The organism is Micromonospora profundi (assembly GCF_011927785.1).
In the GTDB taxonomy this organism is placed as follows: domain Bacteria; phylum Actinomycetota; class Actinomycetes; order Mycobacteriales; family Micromonosporaceae; genus Micromonospora; species Micromonospora profundi.
Window position 1 is genome coordinate 1,480,986 of record NZ_JAATJK010000001.1, and the last position, 23,433, is coordinate 1,504,418.

At 69.5% G+C, this 23,433-nt stretch carries 15 protein-coding genes and 1 pseudogene; 11 read left to right on the forward strand and 5 right to left on the reverse strand.

The annotated features are described in order from the left end of the window. Nucleotides 1–20: 20 nt before the first annotated feature. The 3 genes from F4558_RS06560 to F4558_RS06570 are packed head-to-tail and all read left to right on the forward strand — an operon-like array spanning nucleotide 21 to nucleotide 6,441. Entirely contained in the window at nucleotides 21–1,256 is a 1,236-nt protein-coding gene (locus tag F4558_RS06560; RefSeq protein ID WP_167943513.1) for an acyl-CoA dehydrogenase family protein, read from the forward strand. A gap of 35 nt (nucleotides 1,257–1,291) precedes the next feature. After that, on the forward strand, nucleotides 1,292–1,501 hold the full coding sequence (locus tag F4558_RS06565; RefSeq protein WP_167943514.1) for an MbtH family protein: 210 nt from the start codon (nucleotides 1,292–1,294) through the stop codon (nucleotides 1,499–1,501). An 11-nt stretch (nucleotides 1,502–1,512) separates the two neighbouring features. After that, the gene (locus F4558_RS06570) at nucleotides 1,513–6,441 is read left to right on the forward strand and encodes a non-ribosomal peptide synthetase (RefSeq protein WP_167943515.1); all 4,929 of its coding nucleotides are present in this window, start codon (nucleotides 1,513–1,515) and stop codon (nucleotides 6,439–6,441) included. A gap of 120 nt (nucleotides 6,442–6,561) precedes the next feature. On the opposite strand, the gene F4558_RS06575 is transcribed toward F4558_RS06570, so the two are convergent. Then, nucleotides 6,562–7,764 (reverse strand): pyridoxal phosphate-dependent aminotransferase, encoded by a 1,203-nt coding sequence (locus tag F4558_RS06575; RefSeq protein WP_167943516.1) that lies wholly within the window; start codon nucleotides 7,762–7,764, stop codon nucleotides 6,562–6,564. A 12-nt stretch (nucleotides 7,765–7,776) separates the two neighbouring features. After that, on the reverse strand, nucleotides 7,777–9,447 hold the full coding sequence (locus tag F4558_RS06580; protein WP_167943517.1) for a B12-binding domain-containing radical SAM protein: 1,671 nt from the start codon (nucleotides 9,445–9,447) through the stop codon (nucleotides 7,777–7,779). 202 nt (nucleotides 9,448–9,649) lie between these two features. Between F4558_RS06580 and F4558_RS06585 the strand changes: the two genes are divergently transcribed. From F4558_RS06585 to F4558_RS06600, 4 genes are all read left to right on the forward strand, one after another. Further along, entirely contained in the window at nucleotides 9,650–10,876 is a 1,227-nt protein-coding gene (locus F4558_RS06585; RefSeq protein WP_167943518.1) for an FAD-dependent oxidoreductase, read from the forward strand. Nucleotides 10,877–10,938: 62 nt separating this feature from the next. Beyond that, entirely contained in the window at nucleotides 10,939–11,736 is a 798-nt protein-coding gene (locus tag F4558_RS06590; RefSeq protein WP_167943519.1) for a hypothetical protein, read from the forward strand. A gap of 53 nt (nucleotides 11,737–11,789) precedes the next feature. Further along, on the forward strand, nucleotides 11,790–12,758 hold the full coding sequence (locus tag F4558_RS06595) for a ScyD/ScyE family protein (RefSeq protein ID WP_167943520.1): 969 nt from the start codon (nucleotides 11,790–11,792) through the stop codon (nucleotides 12,756–12,758). A 1,263-nt stretch (nucleotides 12,759–14,021) separates the two neighbouring features. Next, on the forward strand, nucleotides 14,022–14,855 hold the full coding sequence (locus F4558_RS06600) for an AfsR/SARP family transcriptional regulator (RefSeq protein WP_167943521.1): 834 nt from the start codon (nucleotides 14,022–14,024) through the stop codon (nucleotides 14,853–14,855). Nucleotides 14,856–15,410: 555 nt separating this feature from the next. Here F4558_RS06600 and F4558_RS06605 read toward each other — a convergent pair. Next, nucleotides 15,411–15,647 carry a hypothetical protein gene (locus F4558_RS06605; protein ID WP_209273200.1) on the reverse strand — a complete coding sequence of 79 codons (237 nt, stop codon included), beginning with the start codon at nucleotides 15,645–15,647 and terminating at the stop codon, nucleotides 15,411–15,413. An 802-nt stretch (nucleotides 15,648–16,449) separates the two neighbouring features. On the opposite strand from F4558_RS06605, the gene F4558_RS06610 reads away from it, so the two are divergent. The 4 genes and pseudogenes from F4558_RS06610 to F4558_RS06625 all read left to right on the forward strand — a co-directional run. Beyond that, nucleotides 16,450–16,707 (forward strand): hypothetical protein, encoded by a 258-nt coding sequence (locus F4558_RS06610; RefSeq protein ID WP_167943522.1) that lies wholly within the window; start codon nucleotides 16,450–16,452, stop codon nucleotides 16,705–16,707. Between the two features lie 42 nt (nucleotides 16,708–16,749). Continuing rightward, nucleotides 16,750–18,060: a hypothetical protein gene (locus F4558_RS06615; RefSeq protein WP_167943523.1), complete on the forward strand. Its 1,311-nt coding sequence runs from the start codon at nucleotides 16,750–16,752 to the stop codon at nucleotides 18,058–18,060. A 246-nt stretch (nucleotides 18,061–18,306) separates the two neighbouring features. Then, nucleotides 18,307–19,398 carry an IS630 family transposase gene (locus F4558_RS06620; RefSeq protein ID WP_312877276.1) on the forward strand — a complete coding sequence of 364 codons (1,092 nt, stop codon included), beginning with the start codon at nucleotides 18,307–18,309 and terminating at the stop codon, nucleotides 19,396–19,398. A gap of 97 nt (nucleotides 19,399–19,495) precedes the next feature. Beyond that, nucleotides 19,496–20,002 (forward strand): annotated as a pseudogene (locus F4558_RS06625) (helix-turn-helix domain-containing protein); the annotation flags it as partial. 120 nt (nucleotides 20,003–20,122) lie between these two features. Here the strand turns inward: F4558_RS06625 and F4558_RS31435 are convergent. Beyond that, the gene (locus F4558_RS31435; protein ID WP_053659558.1) at nucleotides 20,123–20,431 is read right to left on the reverse strand and encodes an IS3 family transposase; all 309 of its coding nucleotides are present in this window, start codon (nucleotides 20,429–20,431) and stop codon (nucleotides 20,123–20,125) included. A gap of 253 nt (nucleotides 20,432–20,684) precedes the next feature. Beyond that, on the reverse strand, nucleotides 20,685–23,204 hold the full coding sequence (locus F4558_RS06635) for a S8 family serine peptidase (RefSeq protein WP_082377652.1): 2,520 nt from the start codon (nucleotides 23,202–23,204) through the stop codon (nucleotides 20,685–20,687). Nucleotides 23,205–23,433: the final 229 nt, after the last annotated feature.

Genomic DNA, 23,433 nt, shown 5'->3' on the forward strand with positions numbered 1-23,433 from the left:
TACGCAGGGATGGATCATCAATGACCGCGAACACAGACACCGTCGAACGGCACGCCTCCGCCTCCTCCGAAGCCGGCATCACCGGGGACCAGATGATCGCGCGTGCCGAGGCGATGGTCGACGAGCTCATCGAGCGGCAGGCCGAGACGGAGGCCCGCGGCTTCTACGCGGAGGACACCCACGAGCGCTTCGCCCGCAACGGCTTCTACCGCATTCTGGTGCCGCGCCGGTACGGCGGTTACGAGCTCGGGATCGATACCTTCTTCCGGGTCTGCGTCACCCTGGCACGCGGCTGCGGCTCGACCGGCTGGATGTTCGGCCTCGGGACCTCGCACGGGCAGGTCGCCGCCTCCATCTTCGGCGAACGGGCACAGGAGGAGATGTTCGCCGGCGGCGACTTCATCTGCCCCGGCACCGCCATCCCCAGGGGTACGGCGGTGCCCGCGGCCGGCGGCGGCTGGACGGTCAACGGCACCTGGTCCTACTGCTCCGGATCGCCGTACGGGACGCACTTCATGGGGCACTCGATGCTGCCCGCGGAGGACGGGAAGCCCCCCACCCAGCTGCTGTTCGTCGCCCCGCGCAGCCAGTGGAAGCGGCTGGACGACTGGGGACAGCAGCTGGGCATGCGGGGCAGCGGCTCGCACGGCATCACGATGGAGAACGTCCACATCCCGCCGCACATGGGACTGCCCGGCGTGCAGCTGGTCCAGTACGACGCGACGGCGGGCACCCCGGGGCGGACCCTGCACGGCAATCCGGAGTACGGCGGCGGCCCGCTCGCGTTCATCAACTTCCTCAACTGCTCCATCATGGTGGGCATGGCGAGGGGAGCGCTCGACGCGTACGAGCATCTGCTGCGCGAGCGCACGACGCTGGTCCCGCCGGTGGTGCCCCGCTATCTGGACCCGGACTATCAGGTCTGGTACGGCGAAGCCGTGGGAATGATCGGCACCGCCGAGGCCGCGCTGATGAACGCCGTCCAGCAGTGGCATGACGCGGCCGTCCGAGGGCCGTCCGCGGTGACCCCGGAACTGGACCTGCGCCTCTCGGCCATCAGCCGGCACGTCGCCACGACGGCCTGGACGGCGGTGGAGGGGATCATCCTGCCCACCGCCGGGTCGAGTGCGATCCGCCACGGCGAGCGCCTGGAGCGCGTGTGGCGGGACCTGTCCACGTTGCGTACCCACGCCGGCCTGTCGATCCTGCTGCCGACGATCGCCATGCGCGAGCTCGCCAAGAGCGTCGTCCGCTGATCCCCCTTTCGCACCGACGAGCGGAAAGAGATGCCATGACGAACCCGTTCGAGGACACCGACGCGCAGTACCTCGTGCTCGTGAACGACGAGGGTCAGTACAGCCTGTGGCCGGCGACCATCGCCGTGCCCCAGGGCTGGGCCACGGCGTACGGGGAAAGCTCCCGTGCCGGCTGCCTGCAGTACGTGGAGGAGCACTGGACCGACATGCGGCCCCAGAGCCTGATCGACGCCGAACGCGGCTGAGCGAGGGAATCGTGACGACGCACAGCAGTGAACAGTTGACCCTCGGCGACCTCTTCGCGGCGCAGGCGGCCCGCACCCCGGACGCGATAGCGGTGGTGTGCGGGGACGTCTCGTTGTCGTACGCGGACCTGGACGCGCGGGCCAACCGCCTGGCCCGCTACCTGGTGGGTCAGGGCGCCGGCCCGCAGGGTCTGATCGCGGTGGCCCTGGAACGCTCGGCCGACCTCATCGTCGCCGTGCTCGCGGTGCTCAAGTCGGGCGCCGCCTACCTGCCGATCGACCTCGCCTACCCGGCCGACCGGATCGCCTTCATGCTCGCCGACGCCACCCCGGTGGCCGTCCTGACCGCCGGCGACGGGGCCACGATCGGGCTCGGCGCGGACGCCGGACGGGTGATCGCGCTGGACGACCCGGCCGTCGAGGCGGCGGTGGCGGCGATGCCGGGCACCGGCCTGTCCGACGCGGAGCGCACCGCGCCGCTGCGGCCCGCGCATCCCGCGTATGTGATCTACACGTCCGGCTCGACCGGGCGGCCTAAGGGTGTCGTCGTGGAGCAGCGCTCGGCGGCCTGGCTGGCCTCGTGGGCGGCCGCCGAGTTCGGCCCGCACCAGTTCCGGCACGTGCTGGCGTCGACGTCGCTCAGCTTCGACGTGTCGGTGTTCGAGGTGTTCGGGCCGCTGGCCTGCGGCGGTTGCATCGAGCTGGTGCGCGACGTGCTGGTGCTGGCCCGCGGTGACTGGTCCGGAAGCCTGATCAGCACGGCGCCGTCGGCGATGGCGGCGGTGCTGGCCGAGGCCGACGGAACGGTGGCCGCGTCCACGGTGGTGCTGGCGGGTGAGGCGCTGACCGGGCCGGTGCTGCGCGCCGTGCACGCCGCCGTGCCCGGTGCACGGGTGGTCAACGCGTACGGGCCGACCGAGGCCACGGTGTACGCCACGGCGGGCGACGCGACCGGCGACGACCCGCTCACCATCGGCCAGCCGCTCCCCGGTGCCCGGGTGTTCGTGCTGGACGCGCAGTTGCGTCCGGTGCCCGCCGGGGTCGCGGGCGAGCTCTACCTCGCGGGCGCGGGACTGGCCCGCGGCTATCTGAACCGGTCCGGGCTGACCGCCGAGCGTTTCGTGGCTTGCCCGTTCGACGCGGGCGCGCGCATGTACCGCACCGGCGACGTGGTCCGGTGGACCGAGGACGGCCGCCTGGAGTTCCTGGGCCGGGCGGACGACCAGGTGAAGATCCGGGGACTGCGGATCGAGCCCGGCGAGATCGAGTCGGTGCTGACCGCGCAGCCGGGGGTGGACCGCGCGGTGGTCGTGATGCGCGAGGACCGCCCGGGCGACCCGCGGCTGATCGCCTACGTGGTGGCCGGGCCCGGCGCCTCGGTCGACCCGGCCGAGGTACGCCGGCAGGCCGCTCGCACGCTGCCGGACCACATGGTGCCGGCGGCGGTGACCGTGCTGGACGCGCTGCCGCTGTCGCCCAACGGCAAACTGGACCGGCGGGCGCTCCCGGCCCCGACCTTCGGCGCCGCGGCCGGCGACCCCGAGCCCGCAACCCCGCACGAGGCCGTGCTGGCCGACCTGTTCGCCCAGGTGCTGGGGGTCGACCGGGTCGGCGTCGACACCAGCTTCTTCGACCTCGGCGGGCACTCGCTGCTGGCCACGCGGCTGATCAGCCGGGTCCGGGCGGCGCTCGGCGTGGAGCTCGGCCTGCGGGCGGTGTTCGAGAACCCGACCGTGCGGTCGCTGGCCCGGTCGCTGGCCGGGGCCGGCAGCGCGCGGCCGCCGCTGGTCCGCGTGACCGACCGGCCCGAGCGGCTGCCGCTGTCGTTCGCCCAGCAGCGGTTGTGGTTCATGAACGAGTACGACGGCCCGAGCGCGATCTTCAACGTCCCGTACGCCTGGCGGCTGTTCGGTGAGCTCGACGCGGTAGCCCTGACGGCGGCGCTGCGTGACGTGGTGGTCAGGCACGAGGCGCTGCGCACCGTGTTCGTGGTCGCCGACGGGCAGCCGTACCAGCAGGTGGTGGACGGGTCGGCGGCGGCGCCGACGATGACGATGGTGGTAGCCGATCCGGCCGGTCTGCCGGTGCTGCTCGCCCAGGCCGCACGGCACGTGTTCGACCTGGCGGACGAGCTGCCGGTGCGGGCCGGGCTGTTCCGGCTCGGTCCCGCGGAACACGTGCTGACGCTCGTGATGCACCACACCTCGACCGACGGCTGGTCGGTCGAGGTGCTGATCCGGGACCTGAGCACGGCCTACCGGGCGCGGCTCGCGGGCCGGGCGCCGGACTGGGCCGAGCTGCCGGTGCAGTACGCCGACTACACCCTGTGGCAGCGCGGCCTGCTGGCGGACGACCGCCTGCTGACCAGGCAGCTCGAGTTCTGGCGCTCGTCGCTGGCGGGCCTGCCCGACCAGCTCGAGCTGCCGGCCGACCGGCCGCGGCCACCGCAGCCGACCCACCGCGGTGGTCTCGTGCGGTTCGACGTGGACGCGGCGACGCACGCCCGGCTCGAGGAGCTGGCCCGTGAGCACCGCGTGACGCTGTTCATGGTGGTGCAGGCCGGGCTCGCCGTGCTGCTGTCGCGGTCCGGGGCGGGCGTCGACATCCCGATCGGCACGATGGTGGCCGGCCGCACCGACGAGGTGATGCACGACCTGGTCGGGTTCTTCGGCAACACGCTCGTGCTGCGCACCGACCTGTCCGGGGATCCGGGCTTCGGTGAGCTGCTGGACCGGGTGCGTGAGCTCGACCTGTCCGCGTTCGCCCACCAGGACGTACCGTTCGAGCGCCTGGTCGAGGAGCTCAACCCGGCCCGGTCGGCGTCGCGGCACCCGCTCTTCCAGGTGATGCTCACGTCCGACGACGACACGAGCGCCGCCTGGCAGGTGCCGGGGCTGCGGGCGCGCACCGAACCGCTGGCCGGCGCGACCGCCAAGTTCGACCTCAGCCTGTTCTTCCGCCCCGAGTACGGCGACGACGGCTCGCCCGCCGGGATCCGCTGCTCGATCGAGCATGCCCTCGACCTGTTCGACCCGTCGACCGCGCGCACGCTCGGTGGGCGGCTCACGCGCCTGTTGGACCGGGCCGCCGCCGACCCGGCGCGTCCGGTCAGCCGCCTCGACCTGCTCACGCCCGCGGAACGGGACCTCATCCTGAACCGCTGGAACGACACCGCCCATCCCGCGCCAGCCCGTACGATTCCCGAGGCGTTCGCGGCGCAGGTGGCCCGGACCCCGGACGCGGTCGCCGTCGAGGACAACCGGACCAGCCTGACCTACCGGGAGCTGGACGAGCGGTCCGACCGGCTCGCGGCGGTGCTGACGGCCACCGGCGTCGGCGCGGAGTCGAGGGTCCTCGTCGTCATGAGACGGTCGGCGCAGCTGTGGGTCGCGCTGCTCGGGGTGTTGAAGGCGGGCGGGGTCTACGTGCCCGTCAACGTGAGCTGGCCGACGTCCCGGATCGCGTTCGTGGCGGAGGACACGAACGTCGTGGCCACTGTGTGCGACCACGATCTGCAAGAGCTCGCCGCCGAGGTCAGCCCGGACACGCCGGCGGTGCTGGCCACGGCCGGGGACGCCCTCGAATCAACCCCACAGGCGTTTCCCCGTACGCCCATCCACCCGGAACGACTGGCCTACGTGATCTTCACGTCCGGGTCGACCGGGGTGCCCAAGGGCGTGGCCGTGGCCCACCGCGACGTGGTCGACATGATCCTCGACCCGGCCTGGCCCGAGGACGCCCACCAGCGGATGCTCGTGTACTCGCCGCACTCCTACGACATCTCGACCTACGAGCTGTGGATTGCGCTGCTGCGTGGCGGCACGTGCGTGGCCGCGCCGGCCGAGGAGACGAGCATCGCCGGCCTGGCCGAGACGATCGCCCGCACCCGGCCGAGTGCCGCCTGGCTCACGTCGGCGCTGTTCGACGCCGTGTCGGTCGAGGCGCCGGCGGCGCTGAGCGGGCTACGTTTCGCGGTGGTGGGCGGGGACGCGGTGTCCGGTGTGGCCCTTCGGCGGGTCGTCGAACGCTGCCCCGGCCTGCTGATGGTCAACGGGTACGGGCCGAGCGAGGCCACGACGTACTCGACGCTGCACATGATGCCCGAGTTCACCGAGGAACAGGCGGCGCGTCCGGTGCCGATCGGCGGCCCGATGGCCAACATGCAGGTGTACGTGCTCGACACCGCCCTGCAGCCGGTCCCGGTCGGGGCCACGGGCGAGCTCTACATCGCCGGCTCGGGACTGGCCCGGGGCTACCTGAACCGGCGCGGCCTGACGGCCGAGCGGTTCGTGGCGTGCCCGTTCCAGACCGGGGAACGCATGTACCGCACGGGCGACCTGGTGCAGTGGACCGCGGACGGCGTTCTCGTCTTCGTGGGCCGCACCGACCACCAGGTGAAGATCCGGGGCTTCCGGGTCGAGCTCGGCGAGATCGAGGCGCTGCTGATCGCGCAGCCCGGCGTCGGCCAGGTCGCGGTGCTGGCCCGGGAGGACCGGCCCGGCGACCGCCGCCTGGTCGCCTACGTGGTGCCGGAGCCGGGCGGCCGGGTCGACCCGGTGGCGATGCGACAGGCGGCCACCGACGCCCTGCCGGACTTCATGGTGCCGGCGGCCGTGATGGTGGTCGACGCGCTGCCGTTGACGGTCAACGGCAAGCTCGACCGCAGGGCGCTGCCGGCTCCGGACTACGGCGCCGCGACCGGCGGCCAGGATCCGGTCACGCCTCGCGAGGTTGTGCTCTGTGAGCTGTTCGCGTCGGCGCTCGGCGTCGAGCGGGTCGGGGTCGATGACAACTTCTTCGACCTCGGTGGGCACTCGTTGCTCGCCGCGATCCTGCTGGCCCGGCTGGAGGATCAACACGACATCAAGGTGACCCTCAGAACGTTCCTCACCAACCCCAGCGTCAACGGGGTCCTCCGCCAGGCGGTCCTGGCCGGATAGGTCTCCCGGAGCTGGCGAGGGGCACGTCCCGTACGGGACGTGCCCCTCGTCGCTGTCACGGCACGCGAAGAGCCGGGGTTGGGCCGCCCGTACGGGCCACCCAGCCCCGGCTCTGTGGCGTCAGGCCGTGCCGAGGTACGCGCCGAGGCGGCGGACGCCCTCGGCCACGGTCTCGTCGTCCTTCGCGAACGCGATCCGGATCTGCGGCGCGCCGGCCCGGCCGGCGGAGCCGTAGAAGCAGTGGCCGGGTACGACGCCGACGCCGCCCTCGTGCAGCAGGCGGCTCGCGATGTCGTCCTCGCTCTCGCCGGGACGCGCGAACGACGAGGCGTCGCACATGACGTAGTAGGCGCCGGCCGGCTGCTCGAACGCGACGCCGCACTTCTCGAGCCCGGTCACCAGGATATCCCGGCGCCGCGCGTAGACGGAACGCAGTTCCTCGAAGTAGCCCGCCGGCAGCGAGAGCGCCGCCGCCCCGGCCGCCTGGAACGGTGTCGGGGCGGCGATCGTCAGGAAGTCGTGCACCCGGGCGACGCGCTCCATGAGGTGCACCGGCCCGGTCACCCAGCCGACCCGCCAGCCGGTGACGGAGAACATCTTCGACAGCGCGTTGACCGTGATGGACTGCTGTTCCATGCCCGGCACGTCGGCGATCCGGACCGGCCGCTCGGCCGTGAAGTAGAGCTCGTCGTAGATGGCGTCGTGGATCGCGACGATGCCGAGGCGCAGGCACACGTCGGCCAGGCCGTGCATCTCCGCGGCCGAGAACACCCGGCCGGTGGGGTTGTGCGGCGAGTTCAGGACGACCGCGCGGGTGTCGCGGTCGGCGACGGCGGCCACGGCGGCCGGATCGAGCTGCCAGTCGGGGCCGCTCAGCCGCACGTAGCGGGGCTCCACGCCGATCAGCCGGAGGTTGATCGCGTACGACTCGTACGCGGGCTCGATGACGACGACGTTGGACCCGGGCTCGGCCACGGCCATCAGCGCGGCCAGCATGCCCTCGGTCGCCCCGCATGTCACACAGATCTGCGTCTCCGGGTCGTACGGCTCCGGCAGGCCCCAGCGGTGCTGCTCGAACGCGCTGATCGCCTGCAGGAACGGCTGGCTGCCGCGCGGCGAGGTGTACTGGTTGTCGTGCGATCGGATGGCGGCGACGGCGGCCTCCTCCAAGGCCAAAGGCAGCGGATAGCTCGGGATCCCCTGGGACAGGTTGACGGCGTTCGCGGCCAGGCAGGCGCGCGTCATCCCGCGGATCACCGACTCGCCGGCCGGAATGTTCGCGGGCGCCCTGACCACGTGTCGCAGGTCCGGCGTGACCGACATGATCGGTACCTCCTAGTCGAGCTGGTCGCAGATCTCGTCGAGGATGCGGTATTCCAGAGCTTCGTCCTCGTCCCGGCCGCCGAGCATGTAGTAGCCGAACTTCATGTGCTCCATGGGCCCATTCAGCTCGATGATGCCGTTGCGCAGGTCGGAGATCGCGGCCTCGACGTCCTCGAGTTGGACCTCGGTGTTTTCGCGGATGTAGAGCTCGGTGAGCCGGCGCGCCGGCAGGATCTCGCCGTGCCAGGCGCGTACCTGGGAATGGGTGTTGTAGCTGTCCCAGTACATGCGCGAGCCGGGGATGATGCCGGGCGCCGCGACCGAGATGCTGGTGATCAGGTCCTTGTACTCGGCGGCCATGGCCAGCCAGCTGTCCACCTCGCCGCGCAGGTTCTTCAACGTCGTGCCGGGCAGGCCCATGATGCCCGAGGCGAACAGCTTGTAGTCGAGCGACCGGGCCAGCTCCAGCGCCTCCCCGATCCGTTCCGGGCCCTTGTTGATGCCCTTGGAGTCGGCCTTGAGCAGCTTCGGGTCGAACGCCTCGAGCCCCACGTTCCACGTACGCACGAAGCCCTTGCACAACTCGGCGGAGTCGAGGAACTCGTACACCAGCCCGTACGCGAGCATGAAGCGCTGCTTCCGCAGGATCGGCGACGCGGCGCACGCTTCGGCCATGTCGTTGAGGTACGAGATGCTGCCGTCCCACTGCTCGCGCGAGAAGCCGAGCGTCGAGTCGCCGCACGCGTACACGTTCGCACCGATGTCCCCGACGATGGTCTCGAGCACCGGGATCGCCGATGGGACGTCGACTGTCTTGGGCGTCAGACCCTGGATCGAGCAGTGCATGCACCGGCGGCCCGGCCGTTTGCCCCACGTGCAGCCGCCGTCGAGCGGGACCGTGACCATGCGCTTGAGGTCGTAGTGCCTGGCGTACCAGACGCTGAACGCCGGGTCGTAGTGCTGCTCGAGCTTGTCCAGGATCAGCCGGTAGTCCGGCAGGATCCGCCGGTTCAGCGGGAATGTGCTCGCCTCCTGGTTGACGACCTCGCCGGTGTTCGTCCGGTAGGCCAGCGACGGCACCTTCGTCAGGTCGACGCCGCCCTCGAGGTGGGTCAGCAGACCCATGAGCGTGAACGGGCCGTTGTTTCCGGTGCTGACGAAGTCGACCAGGCGGCTGCCGTACTTGCCGGTCAGCGTCTCCTTGTACAGGATGCCGGCGTGGTCGTTGCCGAACACGACGACGGCCTTCGGGTTCACCCGCTTGATCTCGGCCGCCACGATCATCGCCCACAGCGTGGTGGCGGTGTAGACCGTGAAGGCCGCCACGTCCGGCGGGTTCTCGTTGATCGCGGCCCGGACCTCCGGCCACGGCACGTGCGTCATGTCGATGTAGCGCCAGTCGGCGTCCGGGAACCACGCCTGCTGATAGGTGATCATCTCGACCAGGCTGGCGTGCGGATACACCGATCCCTCGTTGCGGTAGCGCTGCTCGGCGGTCACATCCGCGGCCATGGCGTCGCCGGCATTGTGGGCGTCGCGGTGCGCGGACGTGAGCGGCAGCCCGAAATACCAGACCGAGCCGACCCGGCGCAGCGGGTTCGGCGTTCCCCGGCGCGAGTAGTCCCACTGGTAGCGAGGGTCGGCGCCGACGAGTTCTTGCAGGGGCTGAAGGCTCATCTTCATCCTGGGCACCCTCCGTCCGGGGCCGTTCGCGGAAGAACTCCGGGCGTACTCATCGTCTCGATCTCCTTAGTGCTGACCAAGGCCATCGTTGACGCGGCGGGGAGTGCGGTGCCTCTCGGAACTTGCGGCCTGTGCGCCGGGATCCGGTCTTGGGCACGATGGAAGTTGGCTCGGGCAATGCCCGCGGACCAACCATGAGGCGGTGACGTATGACGTTGTCGTAGTGGGGGCGCGATGCGCTGGCGCGCCCACGGCACTACTGCTGGCCAGGGCCGGCCACCGGGTGCTCCTGGTGGACCGCGCCCCGATCCCGAGCGACACCCTGTCCGGCCTGTACATCCACCAGCCCGGCGTCGAGCGGCTCGCCCGCTGGGGCCTGCTCGACCGGATCCGCGCGTCCGGCTGCCCGCCGCTGCGAACCGTCAGCTACCACGTGGCTGACGTCCGCGTGAGCGGTCCCGCGCCGACGCTGCCCGGCGTGGACGGCGCCTATGCGCCCCGCCGGTACGTGCTGGACACGATTCTGGCCGAGGCGGCCGCGGCGGGCGGCGCCGACCTACGCGATCGCACGTCCGTCACCGGGCTGACCACTGACGACGACGGCCGGGTCACCGGCGTGCGCCTGCGCGCGAACGGCGGCACCGAAGTGACCGAGAAGGCCCGCCTCGTCATCGGTGCCGACGGGATGCGCTCCACCGTGGCCAGGCTGGTCGACGCGCCGCGCTACGCCCACCACCCCAACCTCACGTGCGTCTACTACACGTTCTGGGCCGGTGTGACCGGGGCCGACTTCCAGATCTACGAGCGCCCGGGAGGCTGGGTGGCCGGGCTGCGGAGCCACGACGACCTCATGCTGGTCGCCGCCTACCTGCCGCAGGACCAGTTCGACCGGGTCCGGCGGGACGCTCCTGCCGCCTACCGGGCCACGGTCGCCACCACCGCGCCCGCCCTGTGGCAGCAGCTGACCGATGCGACCCCCGCCGAACGGTTGTACGGTACCGGCGACCAACGCAACTTCTTCCGGCAGGCGTACGGGCCGGGCTGGGCCCTGGTCGGCGACGCCGGGCACCACAAGGACTCCATCAACGCCCATGGCATCACCGACTCGTTCGTCCAGGCCGAACTGCTGGCGGGCGAACTCGGCGGCGACCTCCGCGGGAATCTCGGTGACGGTGCCCGGGTGGACGCCGCCCTCGCCCGCTTCGCCGCCGCCCGTGACGCGCTGATGACGCCGAACTACCGAACCAACCTGCTCACCGCGCGCCTCGACTCGCCCCCCGATCGGATCGCCACGCTGCGCGTCGTGCAGGACTCGCCCGACCTCACCGACCGCTACCTGGGCGTGGTCGCGGGGATCCGACCGCCGGACGAGCTCTACACCCGCGAGCTGCTCGCCCAGCTGTCCATGCTGGACGGCACGCGCAGATAAGACTTCGCCAGGCCGCCGGGCCACGATGGTCAGCAGCGCCGGCGTGAGAGGACAGGGGCAACATGACCACTTCAGATCTCGACGAACTGATCCTCCGACGGCTCAGCGCCGGCGACTCCGACCCCATCCTGGTCGCCGACTTCCAGGCGCTGTCGCTGGCCCCGCGCATGAGCGAAATGCTCAGTGAGAGCGTCGGGGACAGGCCGGTGTTCCAGATCGACCCGATCAGCGTGCTCATGGGGGAGTGTCGCTACGCGTCGCTGCCGGAGCTGGCCGAGACCTGTGCCGAGCAGTTCCGGAAGTCCGGCGCCGACCACGGGCACATGTTTGTCGTCGGGCACTGCAGCGCCTCGGCGCTCGCCCTGCGGGTCGCGGACCTGTTGGCGGCCGACCGCCCGGTCACCGCCGTGCTGCTGCAGCCGGCCTGGCCGGACGATGAGCTCGTGGCCGGCAAGTTCGCCGAATATGCCGGCAAGTTCGGCCGGACGGCCCGGCCGTGCCCCGATCTCGACGCGGATCCCGAGCTGGTGGTCGCCGAGATCGAGCAGATCTTCCGGGACGAGATGAGCGGGCTGGCCGCCGGCCGGGACCTCACCGACGCGATGGGCGCGTTCGGCGACCTGCTCGTGTGGTACCGCGGCTGGCTTGCGTTCCTGCTGGCCTGCCGCAACGACGTCGAGGTCGGGCGGACCGGCGGGCGGGCGGCGGTGACGGTGCTGTCCGACTCGCCGTCGACCGTCGAGGTCAAGGGCCTCGACCGCACCGCGTACGACATCGTGGCGCTGCCGTCGCCACAACCGGCCGGCCCGGTCACGCCCGAGCTGGCCGGGCACGTCGCCGCCTACGTCGCGCCCCGCTGACCGGCCCGTGTGTGGTTGTCCACTATAGAAAATCCATGCCATGGAGGGCTAAGTTGAACCTGCATCGGAAGCTGTTCTTGGCGGCGGTCGCCGCCCTGCTCTTGCTCGTCACCCCGACGGTGGCCGGCGCGGCCCCGCCCGATCGGCACAGCGGGCCCCAGCGGCTCGCCATCGGTCTGTCCGGCGGCGCCGGCAGCACCATCGGCCCGGACGGGGCGCTCTACGTCACCGAGCGGCTGTCCGGCGAGATCTCGCGGGTGGACCGCCACACGGGCGCCGTCACCACCTATGCCACCGGCCTGCCGCTCCCGCTGGGCGAACCGGGCGGCTCGATGGACATCGAGTTCCTCGGCGGGAAGGCGTACGTCCTCGTGACGCTCGTCGGCTCCGACATCGGCGGCACCAGCGTCGTCGGCCTCTACCGGATGGACGGCCCGAGCACGTTCACCGTCGTGGCCGACATCGGCGCCTGGACCATCGCGCATCCGTCGGACACCGAATGGGTGGTGCCGAGCGGGATGCAGTACGCGATGATCCCGTACGGCGGCGACTTCCTGGTCACCGACGCCCACCACAACCGGGTGCTGCGCGTGACCCGTACCGGGCAGATCTCGATCGTGGTCGCGTTCCCCAACATCGTCCCGACCGGCATGGACATCCGACGCGACACGGTGGTCCTGGCCCAGGCCGGTCCGGCCCCGAACCTGCCCGAGGATGGCAAGATCGTGGCGTTCGACCCCCGGTCGCCGCGACCGCACGAGGTCGCGTCGGGCGGGCGCCTGCTGGTCGACGTCCGGTACGGCCGCAACGACCTCTACGCACTGGCCCAGGGCTTCTTCCCGCCCGGCAACCCGCACGGGTCGCCGGCCCTGCCCAACACCGGAGAGCTGCTGCGGGCCGAGCGTGACGGCACGTTCGCCGTCGTCGCCACCGGCCTGAACCAGCCGACCGCGCTCCAGATCGTCGGCAACACCGCCTACATCGTCACGCTGAACGGCGAGATCTGGACCGTTCGCCTCTGACCGGACATTTGCACCGCGCGGCCCGGCCAGCCTCGCGCGGCTGGGCCGCGCCCGGTTCCCAACCGGAACCGGCGATCGGACGGACCTGGGCGTGCAGCCAGGCGTGGGCGGCGTCGGTGTCGTGACGAGCGGCCTCCGGCGCGGTCAGGACGGCGTGGCTGCGGCTCACGATGAGCATGGTGCCGACCGACGCGAGGACCCGCCGCAGGCCGTGGCGCAGGATCACGACGACGCGGTCGTGTTCCAGGATCTCGGAGCGGAACTCGGGCAGGCCGCCTCGGGCCCCGCCTGGACCTGCGCCGGCAGTTCCGCAACCTGCACGCGATCATCACCCCGTGCTGATCGCCCGGGAGGCCGACGCGACCGCCACCGTTGATGATTGCGCGGAGAACCACATCTTTCTTGCAGGCTGTCGGCAACGAAGCGTCACTTGGCTGAAGCCCACGAACCCGTGCTGCTCGGTAGTTGCGGCTGTCAGCTCCCGACGGCACGCGCGAACGCGCACATGTTGCCGGCGAGCTGATACAGCATGCGTTGCTCCGCGATCGGAACCCGCTCCGCCACCTAACGCCATCGGTCTCACCCATCAGGGGGCGTGAACCCGCGTGGACCCGGCGCGTCCTGACCGTCAGGTCGAGGTGCGTGCTGGCCTTCGGGTCTTGGTGGCCTGCCAGGACACCTCACGCTCGCGCACCAGCAGGAGAATCTGCTCCTCGATCCGTCTCGGTGTGTCCCCGCGCCATTTTGGGTCCAGCGGGTCGAACCCGATTGTTGAATGTGTGAATCACGTCCGTGAATAGTCCGCGGCCCGCTCCCGGGGTCAATTTCCGGGGCCGGCTGTCCCCGGCGGACGTCGGCACCCCTATCGCGTAGCCTGACCTGGCCCTTCGCGGTCCGGGCGAGCTCCCGCAACCGCTGGCCCTCGACCATCGGCACCCGCCGGAGGAACACCTCCGGCCGTCTGCCCACCAGCCACGACCTCCCACCACGAGTGTCGGGGTGGCAGCGTGCCCGTTAGATCCTCAGAACCGACGGATTACACGGCCAACCTTCAAAGTCGAGGCGCTAGTGACTCTTTGTAGCGTAGTTGACACACGCCGATAAATATGATTACGTGAAGCAGGCATTCAGCTTCATGGGGGGACGGTAAATTGAGGTTGACCTCCTGTCATTCAGCCCTCTGTGAAAGAGAAGCCGCAGTGGGCCCGTGAGTAGGTGGTGCATATTTCCGCACGGGTTCCACTGTGAAACAAAGGGGGAGGAATGGAATTCAAGGTGATAGGGTCTCTGCTGGTGCAGGAGAATGGCGAATCCGCAATACCGTCGGCTCCCAAGCCCCGTCAGATCGTCGCCCTGCTGTTGTTGAACGCCAACCGGGTCGTCAGTGTGCAGTCGCTGACCCGGGAGTTGTGGAGCGATAATCCGCCGCAGAGTGTCGCCACCACCCTGCAGACCTACATCCTGCAGATCCGCAAGACGCTCGCCTCCGCGCTGGGCACCTCGTCGAGCCGCGTCGCCCGTGACGTGCTCATCACCAAGCCCGGTGGCTACCAGTGGCACGTGCCGCCGGGCGCGCTGGACCTGCACCGGTACGAGTCGCTTCTGGCCGAGGGGCGGACCACGCTCGCGGCCGGCGACAACGAGGGGGCCGCGACGCTCCTGCGTGAGGCCCTCGACCTCTGGCGAGACGCCCCATTGGTGGATATCAAGCCGGGCCGTCTGCTCGAAGTGCAGATCATGCGCCTACAGGAATCGCGGCTGAGCGCGCTCGAACAGCGCATCGAGGCGGATGTGCGAATGGGTCGCCACCACGAAATACTCCCTGAGCTCATCGAGCTCACCGCAGAACATCACCTCCATGAGAATCTGCATGCGCAATTGATGCTCGCCCTTTACCGCGCCGGGCGAAGGTCGTCTGCTCTCGCATCTTACCGAAGACTCCGCACCGCTCTGGCAGAGGAACTCGGCTTGGAGCCCTCAATCAAATTGGAACGACTCCACCAGGCAATTCTCTGCTGCGACCGCACTTTGGACGTCACCACCCACGGCGGTGCACTGACAATGCTCGACCGGCTGATCGCGGATCGTTGCGCCTGAACCGGAAATGACGGATCGTTGCGCCTGAACCGGAAATGACAATGGGCAGTACCGGGCATGCCTGCACCGCCGACGCCGCGCGGCGGATGGCCCGCCGGCTCGCCGAGTACGATGTCACGGTCCTCGAGCAGCCACTGCCGGCGAACGACGTGGCCGGGCTGTGGCCGGCTGCGGGAGACCTCCCCGCTGATGCGCGCCCGGCTGAGGCTGCACCGACGCCGCCGGGATCTCTCCCGACCGCCCGTCGACAATCCGTCTCGTCGGCGTGGTCCCGGCGAGCATACCGACGAATAGATCGAAGATCGCTGCTGGATTGGCCGGGAACTACTGGCCAAAGCCCGGCTCATCCTCGTCCAGCCCGCCCAACACGACAACGACCAACCCAACGCCGCCCCGATCGCCGCATAGCGAGGTGCGATTCCCGTGTTAGGCGAATCGCGTCCGCGTCGCAACGTGGGGAGAGGTGACGGTTGATCGATCGACCGTCACTCATGTATTTCACTCCGCGTTCGGGGACTGCTGCAAGGGCTGCGACAGCACCGGTACGACCTGCGGCTACTCACTGGCGCACCACCACGCGCTGCTGACCCGATGCGCGATCGCGATCACGATCACGACTACGGTGGCCGTCACGGTGCGGGTCACGGCTGCTGCGGCGGCCTCGGCGCCCCAGTCGCCGCGCTCGAGGTCCTTGGCTCGGCTGATCACCGGTGACGTCCAGGGGATCTCGCGGTGGAACTGTGGGAGGGTGCCGCTCGCCGAGAGCAGCGCCGCGGTGAACCATGGCTTCACCCAGTACACGGCAGTCGAGAGCTCCGGCGACCCGCTGGAGGACCTGCGCGAGGGCTGGGACAAGCACGTGCGGTTCGGGCTGGAGCACCCGTCGTTCTACGGGCTGCTCTACGGGCGCGCCGAACCGGGGAAGCCCTGGGCCATCACCGCTCCCGCGCACGCCGCGTTGCGCCAGCGGTTCACCGGCACCGTTGCTGAATCTCGAGCACATCCGAGTTCTCGCGGGCCTTTGGGCAGCCCCAGCCGATCCTTCGCACCCGCGGACCAGCCCGCTGAACGGCCACCTGGACCACCTCGGACTCGTCCACGTGTACGCGGGCACACGCGATGTCCTCTTCCCCGATGCCGTTCTGCTCCGGGACCGGGCCGACAAATGGCCGGGACCGATCTCCACCTGCACACCGGCGAGGGGATGATTCATGACTGGCCGATCATGCCGACTCCTGAGGGCCGTCGGACGGCCGGAGACATCATCGCCCTTCTGCGAGGCGTGCACGCGTGATCGGCCTACCCACCCGGCGGCTGGCAGAGCAGGAAGGCGTTCAGCGCGACCACCAGGACCGCCACCGGGGACGCGGCGGCCGGATCGCGTAGGCAGCGCCTTCGGATCGTCTGGCCGACCGGGTGCTGGTCGGGGAGCGCGGGGCCTCGGCGCGCATCCGGTCGACAGTCGCGCTGACCAGCGCAGTCGGATTCCAGCCCGTCGCCAACGCGACTGAACGCGTTCACCCGGTCACGATCGGTGCTCCGATGTGGGCCGCAGGGCCCGCGCCCGGTGGGCCGCAGCGAGGGGAGCGCACGCGTGAAACCCAGAGTCCTCCGTTGGATCGCCGCGTCGGCCGTGGCGCTCGCCTGCGCCGTGCTCGGCGCGGTGGCGTTGCCGGCCGCTCCGGCGGCCGCCAGCCCGATTCGCAACGCCACCCCGTGGTCGGTGCTGCTGTGCAAGTTCAGCGACAAGCCGGCAGAGCCACAGCCACCGTCGCATTTCGCCAACTTCCTCACCGCGGCGGGCGTCGGCACCGGCGGGGTGGCGGACTACCTGGCCGACCAGTCCGGCTGACGGGTGTCGCTGGCCGGCTCGGTGGTCCGGGGCTGGTACCCGATGCCGTACACGCTGGCGCAGTTCCAGTCGATCGACCGGTGGACCCGGACCCAACGCTGTGTGGACACCGCGGCGTCCGCCGGGTACACGGTGCCCGCCGGCAACCGGGTCGCGGTCATGCTCAATGACTGGGTGGACTCCGGCGCGGCCGGCGGTCGGGTGTTGCTCGACCCGGGCGCGTGGAACGTCGGCTTCGCCGCGCACGAGATGCTGCACGGCTACAACCTGGGCCACTCGTTCTCCAACGACACCACCTACCAGAACGCGCCGTGGTCGCAGCCGGGCGAGTACGACGACCCGTGGGACGAGATGAGCGCGATGCACATCTACGCCTTCGGCACCGCGAACTACGGCACCAGCGCGGTCGGGCTCAACGGCCCCAACCGTGACGAGTTGGGCTGGCTGCCGAAGAACCGGATCTTCACGATGGCCGCCGACGGGGTCGCCTCGCGTACCCTCACCCTGGCCCCGCTTGAGGTGCCCGCCGCCAGCGGCCCGCAGCTGATCCGGATTCCGTTCGACCCGGCCGACCTGTTCCACTACTACACGGTCGAGTTCCGCCGCAAGACCGGCTGGAGCGCCGGCATCCCGGCGGACACGGTGCTACTGCACGAGGTCCGCAACGGCACCCCCACCCTGCTGCGTACCGGCCCCGGTGGCGGTCCGGCCCAGTCAGTCAACGCCAACGGCGTGCAGATCGGCGTGAACTGGCTCTCCGGCAACGCCGCCTCGGTGACCGTGACCACCGACGTGGTCAACCGCTGCCTGCAAGGGTACGTCTGGCGCGAGGCCCGCGCGGGCGACCTGGTCTGCGTCACCGGCGCCACCCGCAGCCAGGTGTGGGCGGACAACGCGGCGGCGGCGAGTCGCTGGGTGAACGGCCCGTACGGCCCGCACACCTGCGTCGCCGGCTATGTGTGGCGGGAGGCGTACGCGGGGGACGACGTCTGCGTCACCGGCGCGCAACGCACCCAGGCCGCCAGCGACAACGCCGCTGCCGCGTCCCGGCGTAACCCGGCCCGGCTGGTCACCGGCCCGAACACCTGCGTCAGCGGGTACGTCTGGCGCGACGCCGACCAGTCCGACTACGTCTGCGTGACCGGCACCACCCGGTCCCAGGTGCTCGCCGACAACGCGGTCGCCGCGAGTCGCTGGGTCAGCGGCCCGTACGGCCCGCACACCTGCGTCGCCGGCTACGTGTGGCGGGAGGCGTTCATCGGGGACGACGTCTGCGTCACCGGATCGCAGCGGACCCAGGCCGCCAGTGACAACGCCGCCGGCCCCGGCCGGGTGCTGCGTCCCGGCGGCTGATCGACCTTGCCCCCGGTGGCTCCCCGCCACAGGGGGCGCGCGGGACCGGACCGTCGCTGCTCGGCGTACTTCAGACGGTCCATGACGACAGCGCCAGTCCTCGTACTAGCAGCTGAGGATCTCTACTGGCCAGGGCCGCACGACTAACTAGTGCCTCGTCTTTGAACGTTGATCGTGTAATCCGTGGGTTCTGAGGATGTGTCGGGCAGGCTGTCTCCCATCGTTTCTGGTCTGGGAGGTGGTGGCGTGGGTAGGCGCCCGGAGGTGTTCGTCCGGCAGGTGTCGATGGTCGAGGGTCAACGGTTGCAGCGGATCACTCGGACGGCGAAGGACCCGGTGAAGCTGCGGCGGGCGATCGTGGTGCTGATGTCCGCCCAGGGACAGCCGGCCCCGGACATCGCTCATCTGCTCAAGGCCAGCGAGGACTACGTCCGCGACGTGATCCACGCGTTCAACGATCGGGGGTTCGACGCCCTGGACCCAAAATGGAGCGGGGGCGCACCGAGACGGATCGATGAGCAGACCCGCGACTGGATCTGCGTCATCGCCCGGTGCGACCCCCGTTTCCTCGGCCGACCCTTCTCCTGCTGGTCCCTGACCAAGCTGCGCGACTACCTCATCGCCGCCGGCCACGTCACGACCATCAGCGTCGAGACCGTCCGCCGGATCCTGCACGAACGCGGCGTGACGTGGCAGGCCACCAAGACGTGGAAGGCCAGCACCGACCCCGACTTCACCACGAAGATGCGCCGGATCCTGGACCTCTACGACCACCCACCAGCAGATGGTCGGGTGTTGTCCGTCGACGAGTTCGGGCCGCTGAACCTGCAACCCCGACCCGGACGGGCCTGGCGGCCCGTCGCACACCCGGTGCGACTGCGGGCCACCTACACCCGCGACCAGGGCGTACGACACATGATCGCCGCCCTGGACCTGACCACCGGCAAGCTGCACTACCGCATCCGCGACCGGAAACGATGGCGGGAGTTCCTCAGCTTCCTCAAGACACTGCGCGCCCGGTGGCCCGATGACCGGCTCTACCTGATCCTGGACAACTTCTCCCCACACAAGCACCCCGAGGTCCGCGCCTGGTGCACCGCCAACCAGATCGACCTGGTGTTCCTACCGACCTACGCCTCCTGGCTGAACTGGATCGAGGCCGAATTCGCCGCCGTACGCTACTTCGCCCTCAACGGCACCGACCACCGCACCCACGCCGAGCAAGACACCGCCATCGGCGCCTACATCCGCTGGCGCAACCAACACGCCCAACCCAAAACCGGATACGCGATCAACTCCAAGATCCGCCATCCCGATTACCCGTTCAAGGCCGCATGACGAGGCACTAACGACCTCGTGCACGGTTGCGAGTCCTTGAGCATCGATGATCGTTGTTGGCGTCATGGTTGGTGCTGCGATCATGATGAACCCTCGGATGACAGGTCTGTCCCGGCAGGTGATAGCGGGCCTGGTCGCGGAACTGGGACCACGGTGGCAGGCCCGCCACCGTGATCGGCTCACGACGCGAACGCGCCGTCGCCGCGTCGGCGCGGGTGCGAAGCACCGATTCGGGTTCGCCGACCGGCTGCTGGCCACGCTGGTGCACCTGCGGCACGGGTTGACCCATGACGTGGTGGCAGCCTGGTTCGGAGTGCACCGTTCGACGGTCTCCCGCAGCATCGCCGAAGTGCGGCCGCTGCTGGCCGAGCGGGGTTGCCGGGTGCATAACGGCGTCCGGCTGCGCACTCTCGCCGACGTGGTCGGATACCTGGGTCAGCACCCGCGAGCGTTGATGGACGCCACCGAGGTGCGGGTCCGCCGCCCGGTCGAGGGGCGGGCGGGTAGGGACCGGTTCGTATCTGGCAAGGCCCGGCTGAACACGATGAAAGCGCTGGTGATCTGCGATCCGGCTGGTCGGCTGTTGTTCTGCGGCGAGACTCGGCCAGGCTCGATGCACGACCTCACCCAGGCGCGGACCGCCGGCCTTGTCGACCTCCTGCTCCAGCGATGTTCAATACCCGGCACGTCACCGCGACGGGGATTCCGTCGGCGGCCAGCTCGCTCACGAGCGGGTAGAGCCTTTTCCCGGCAGATGCGCCTGCGACAAGTACGCCGCCGCCCGGCGCAGAACCTCGTTCTCCTGCTCCAACAACCGGATCCGCTTGCGGGCCTCGCGCAGCTCGGCCGACTCGGTGCCGGTCGTCGCGGGGGTGGCGCCGGCGTCGATGTCGGCTTGGCGCAGCCACTTGAACAAGGTCATCGGGTGGACTCCGAAGTCCTTGGCGATCTGCTCGACGGTCACGCCTGGCTCGCGGTCACGAGCCACACGCACGACGTCATCGCGGAACTCTCGGGGGTAGGGCTTGGGCACAGCGACATCCTTCCAACTCGCCGTCAGGGCAAGCCATCTCAGATGTCACCTATCGGTGCAGCAGACCCGGTCCAGGCAGCCTGACTAAGATCAACACATCGACCCTGTCCGTCGAAACGGGTCAAGCCCAGAAGGGCGCGAGCCACTTGCGCTTGCTCAGTGGTGGCAGCTTCGTCAACGCGGCCAGGTCGGGCAAGGGCCTGGCCAGCCAGGCTCAGGCGAACCTGAGCCTGGCTGACCAGGCCACGTGTGGCTAGGCGTTGCCGGACCGTGCCTTCGGCAGCGTCCGCTCGGCGGTCAGCGTCATGGCGCCGCCCTTGTAGGACACCCGGAACATGTGGCCGCCCACGTTCAGGACCCGCCGTTCCGGCATGGAGTGGAAGTTGCCCTTGATCGAGGCCCCGCTCATGATCGTCAGAACCGTGCCCGGAGTGATGGGCGCGCGAACGTCGAGGGTGAGTTCGCCGTCCAGCACCAGGGCACCCGTGGCCCGCACGCTCGTGTAGTCACGGTCGCCGGAAATGGTGATGGCGACGCGACCCGCTCGGCTGATGGTCACGTCGCCGCCGACCTTCAGGACGTTGCCCTGTGCGACATCGGTGAGACTGACGGACAGAGCGGACGCCGCTTCCGCGGCCGACAGGCCGGGCTGCAGCACGCCGCTGGTGACGCGGATGCTGCCTCCCACGAAACCGCTGCCGCCGAGCGTGCCGCCCTTCACGGCGACCGAGCTCGCGTGCGAGCCGGCGATCGAAAGCTTGCCGCCTTCAACCGTCGTGCCGCCCTCGTAGGTGGCGCGGCCCGACATGATCAGCATCCCGGAGCCCTGCTTGGTCAGAGACGCCGTGTAGAGGTTGTTGTCGATGTTGTTCTGAATGTAGGCCGCGCGCGCGTCCATCCATTCCTTGCGCCAGTTGGTAGCGTCCCCATAGCTGATCTTGTCGTACAGTTCCGGGCGGCCGTTGGTGATGGCTTGGACGTAAGGATCAGCCAAAATGCCCTGAAGCATGAAGGCGTTCTCGCTGAGCGTGCCGTCCGGGCTCAGTACGTTGGGGCTGAATTCACCGGCGAAGGCAGTGCCCTGCTTCTTGTAGGCCGCCAGCCACTCCCGATCCTCCCGCTCCCTTGCCTTGATCGCGATCTGGCTGATGTCGTTCGACCAGACGTCCAGGGGCGCCTTGTCCATGTTGTAGGTCATGGGGCGCAGGAACTGGCCGGGGCCGTACATGCCCTTGTCCAGATTGGGGATGCCCCAGCCCCAGCGCGCGTCCGGAACTCCGTCGGGAGCGGTCCACGCGATGGATGCCCCGGAGGGGGAGGTCTGCCCGGTGCCGAGGAACCGCACCCCGTCGGACATCTTGTTGTTCGCCGTGGTGAACATCAGATCACGGACCTGCTTGGCGTCCATGTTCGGATAGCGGGAGAGCAGAACCCCCATCACCGCAGTCGCAACGGGCGTCGCCGGAGACGTTCCGCTCGAGTTCGAATAGTTGGTGTCGCCACCGCTGTTCGTGGTCCGAACACTGTTCGACGGGGTGGACACGGTCCACCATTTGGCGAGCCCCGCCTCGTTGTACCCGAACTGCTTCGTGTATTCGGGGTTGTCCGCGGTGGGAGGCTGCACCCCGCCGACGCATACCCACTGCGCTTCCGCCGCGGGATTGAAGAAGGGGTACGCCGGGCGGAAGAACGGGTTGCTCCAGTCGTTGTTGCCGGCCGACCGGACGTTTACGGTGCCGCTGTCCTTGATGGCGTCCCAGATGGCATCCATGAAGGAGCGTCCGGGGTGGTTCGGGTTGTACTGAATACCGTCTTCCGAATAGCTCTTCTTGAAGAGGAAGAACTGGTACTCCAGATCCTTCAGGTGCTCGTTGGGGAGGATGATCGCCATCGCCGTGGCGCTGGCGCTGTCTTTGCCGCGCAGTTGGTAAGCGTTGGCGAGGTTTCCACCGACCCCAAGGTCGTTACCCAGGCCGTCAAAGCGGCTCCTGTCAAGTGTCTGGACATAAGAGCCCCAACTGCTGTTGATGACCTGGGCGCCCGCGTCGACCAGTGCCTGGTTCGCCGTGCGCCAGTACACGTAATCGTGGAAGGGACCGTGGGACTGGGTGTCGGAACCGCCGGTCATGGCGACGTACATCGTCGAGCCAAAAGCGATGCCGTGCTGCTGTTTGCCATCGCGAATGCCAGAGGTGACGCCAAGCATGCCGGTCCCGTGACTCCAGTCACTTGTCCTCGGCTGGTCACCGGCCACAGTGAAGCGCTGGCCCGCAACAAACGGGTTCGCCGGGGTTGCTGAGTTCCGGTACCCGAAGCCGGAGGTGCCGTAGATACCCTCCGCTCTCACCGGAACGATCAACCCGGTCTGGAATCCTTCGTGGGTAGGCCGGTAGCCCGAGTCCATCATGCCCAGCGCGACGCCCTGCCCGCGGTACCCGAGGGCGAAGGCGGTGGACGCGTTTACCGCGACGAGCTGCCATGGGGAGTCGATCGCTGTGCCAGGGTTGGCAGGATTGTGGCCGGTGTAGTAGCCATACTCCGGCGTCTCCCAACTGGCTTTGGCAGCACCCAGTTCCCCCGGCGTCCTGGCGACAAAACCGGGGTCTCCCGGATACGCCGGTCCGCCGGCTGTACTGCCGGGGGTTGATGTCAGGCCGGCCTTGGGCGATGCCGAGGCGAACCCGGCCGGAAACAAGGCGATGCCTGCGCCGGCAATAAAGGTGCCTCCCACTCGACGCAGTAAATCCCGCCGACTCAAGAAACTCATACTCATCTCCGATTCCTTCCGAAGGGTCGATCTCCAGCGGGCGGGGGCGCAATCCTGCCGCCTTTATCAAGCAGCGAATGTTGTTGGCTTTGTTCGGGATCCCGACTGCCGCGCGGGCCGACGCATGAACGTCGGAACGGCGAACTGGAACTCTCCCGCAAGTCGGCCTCCCCTATATGGACACCAAATTAGACTGCGGCAGAAGCCCCTCGTCAAGGGGTCAACATCGGCTCGC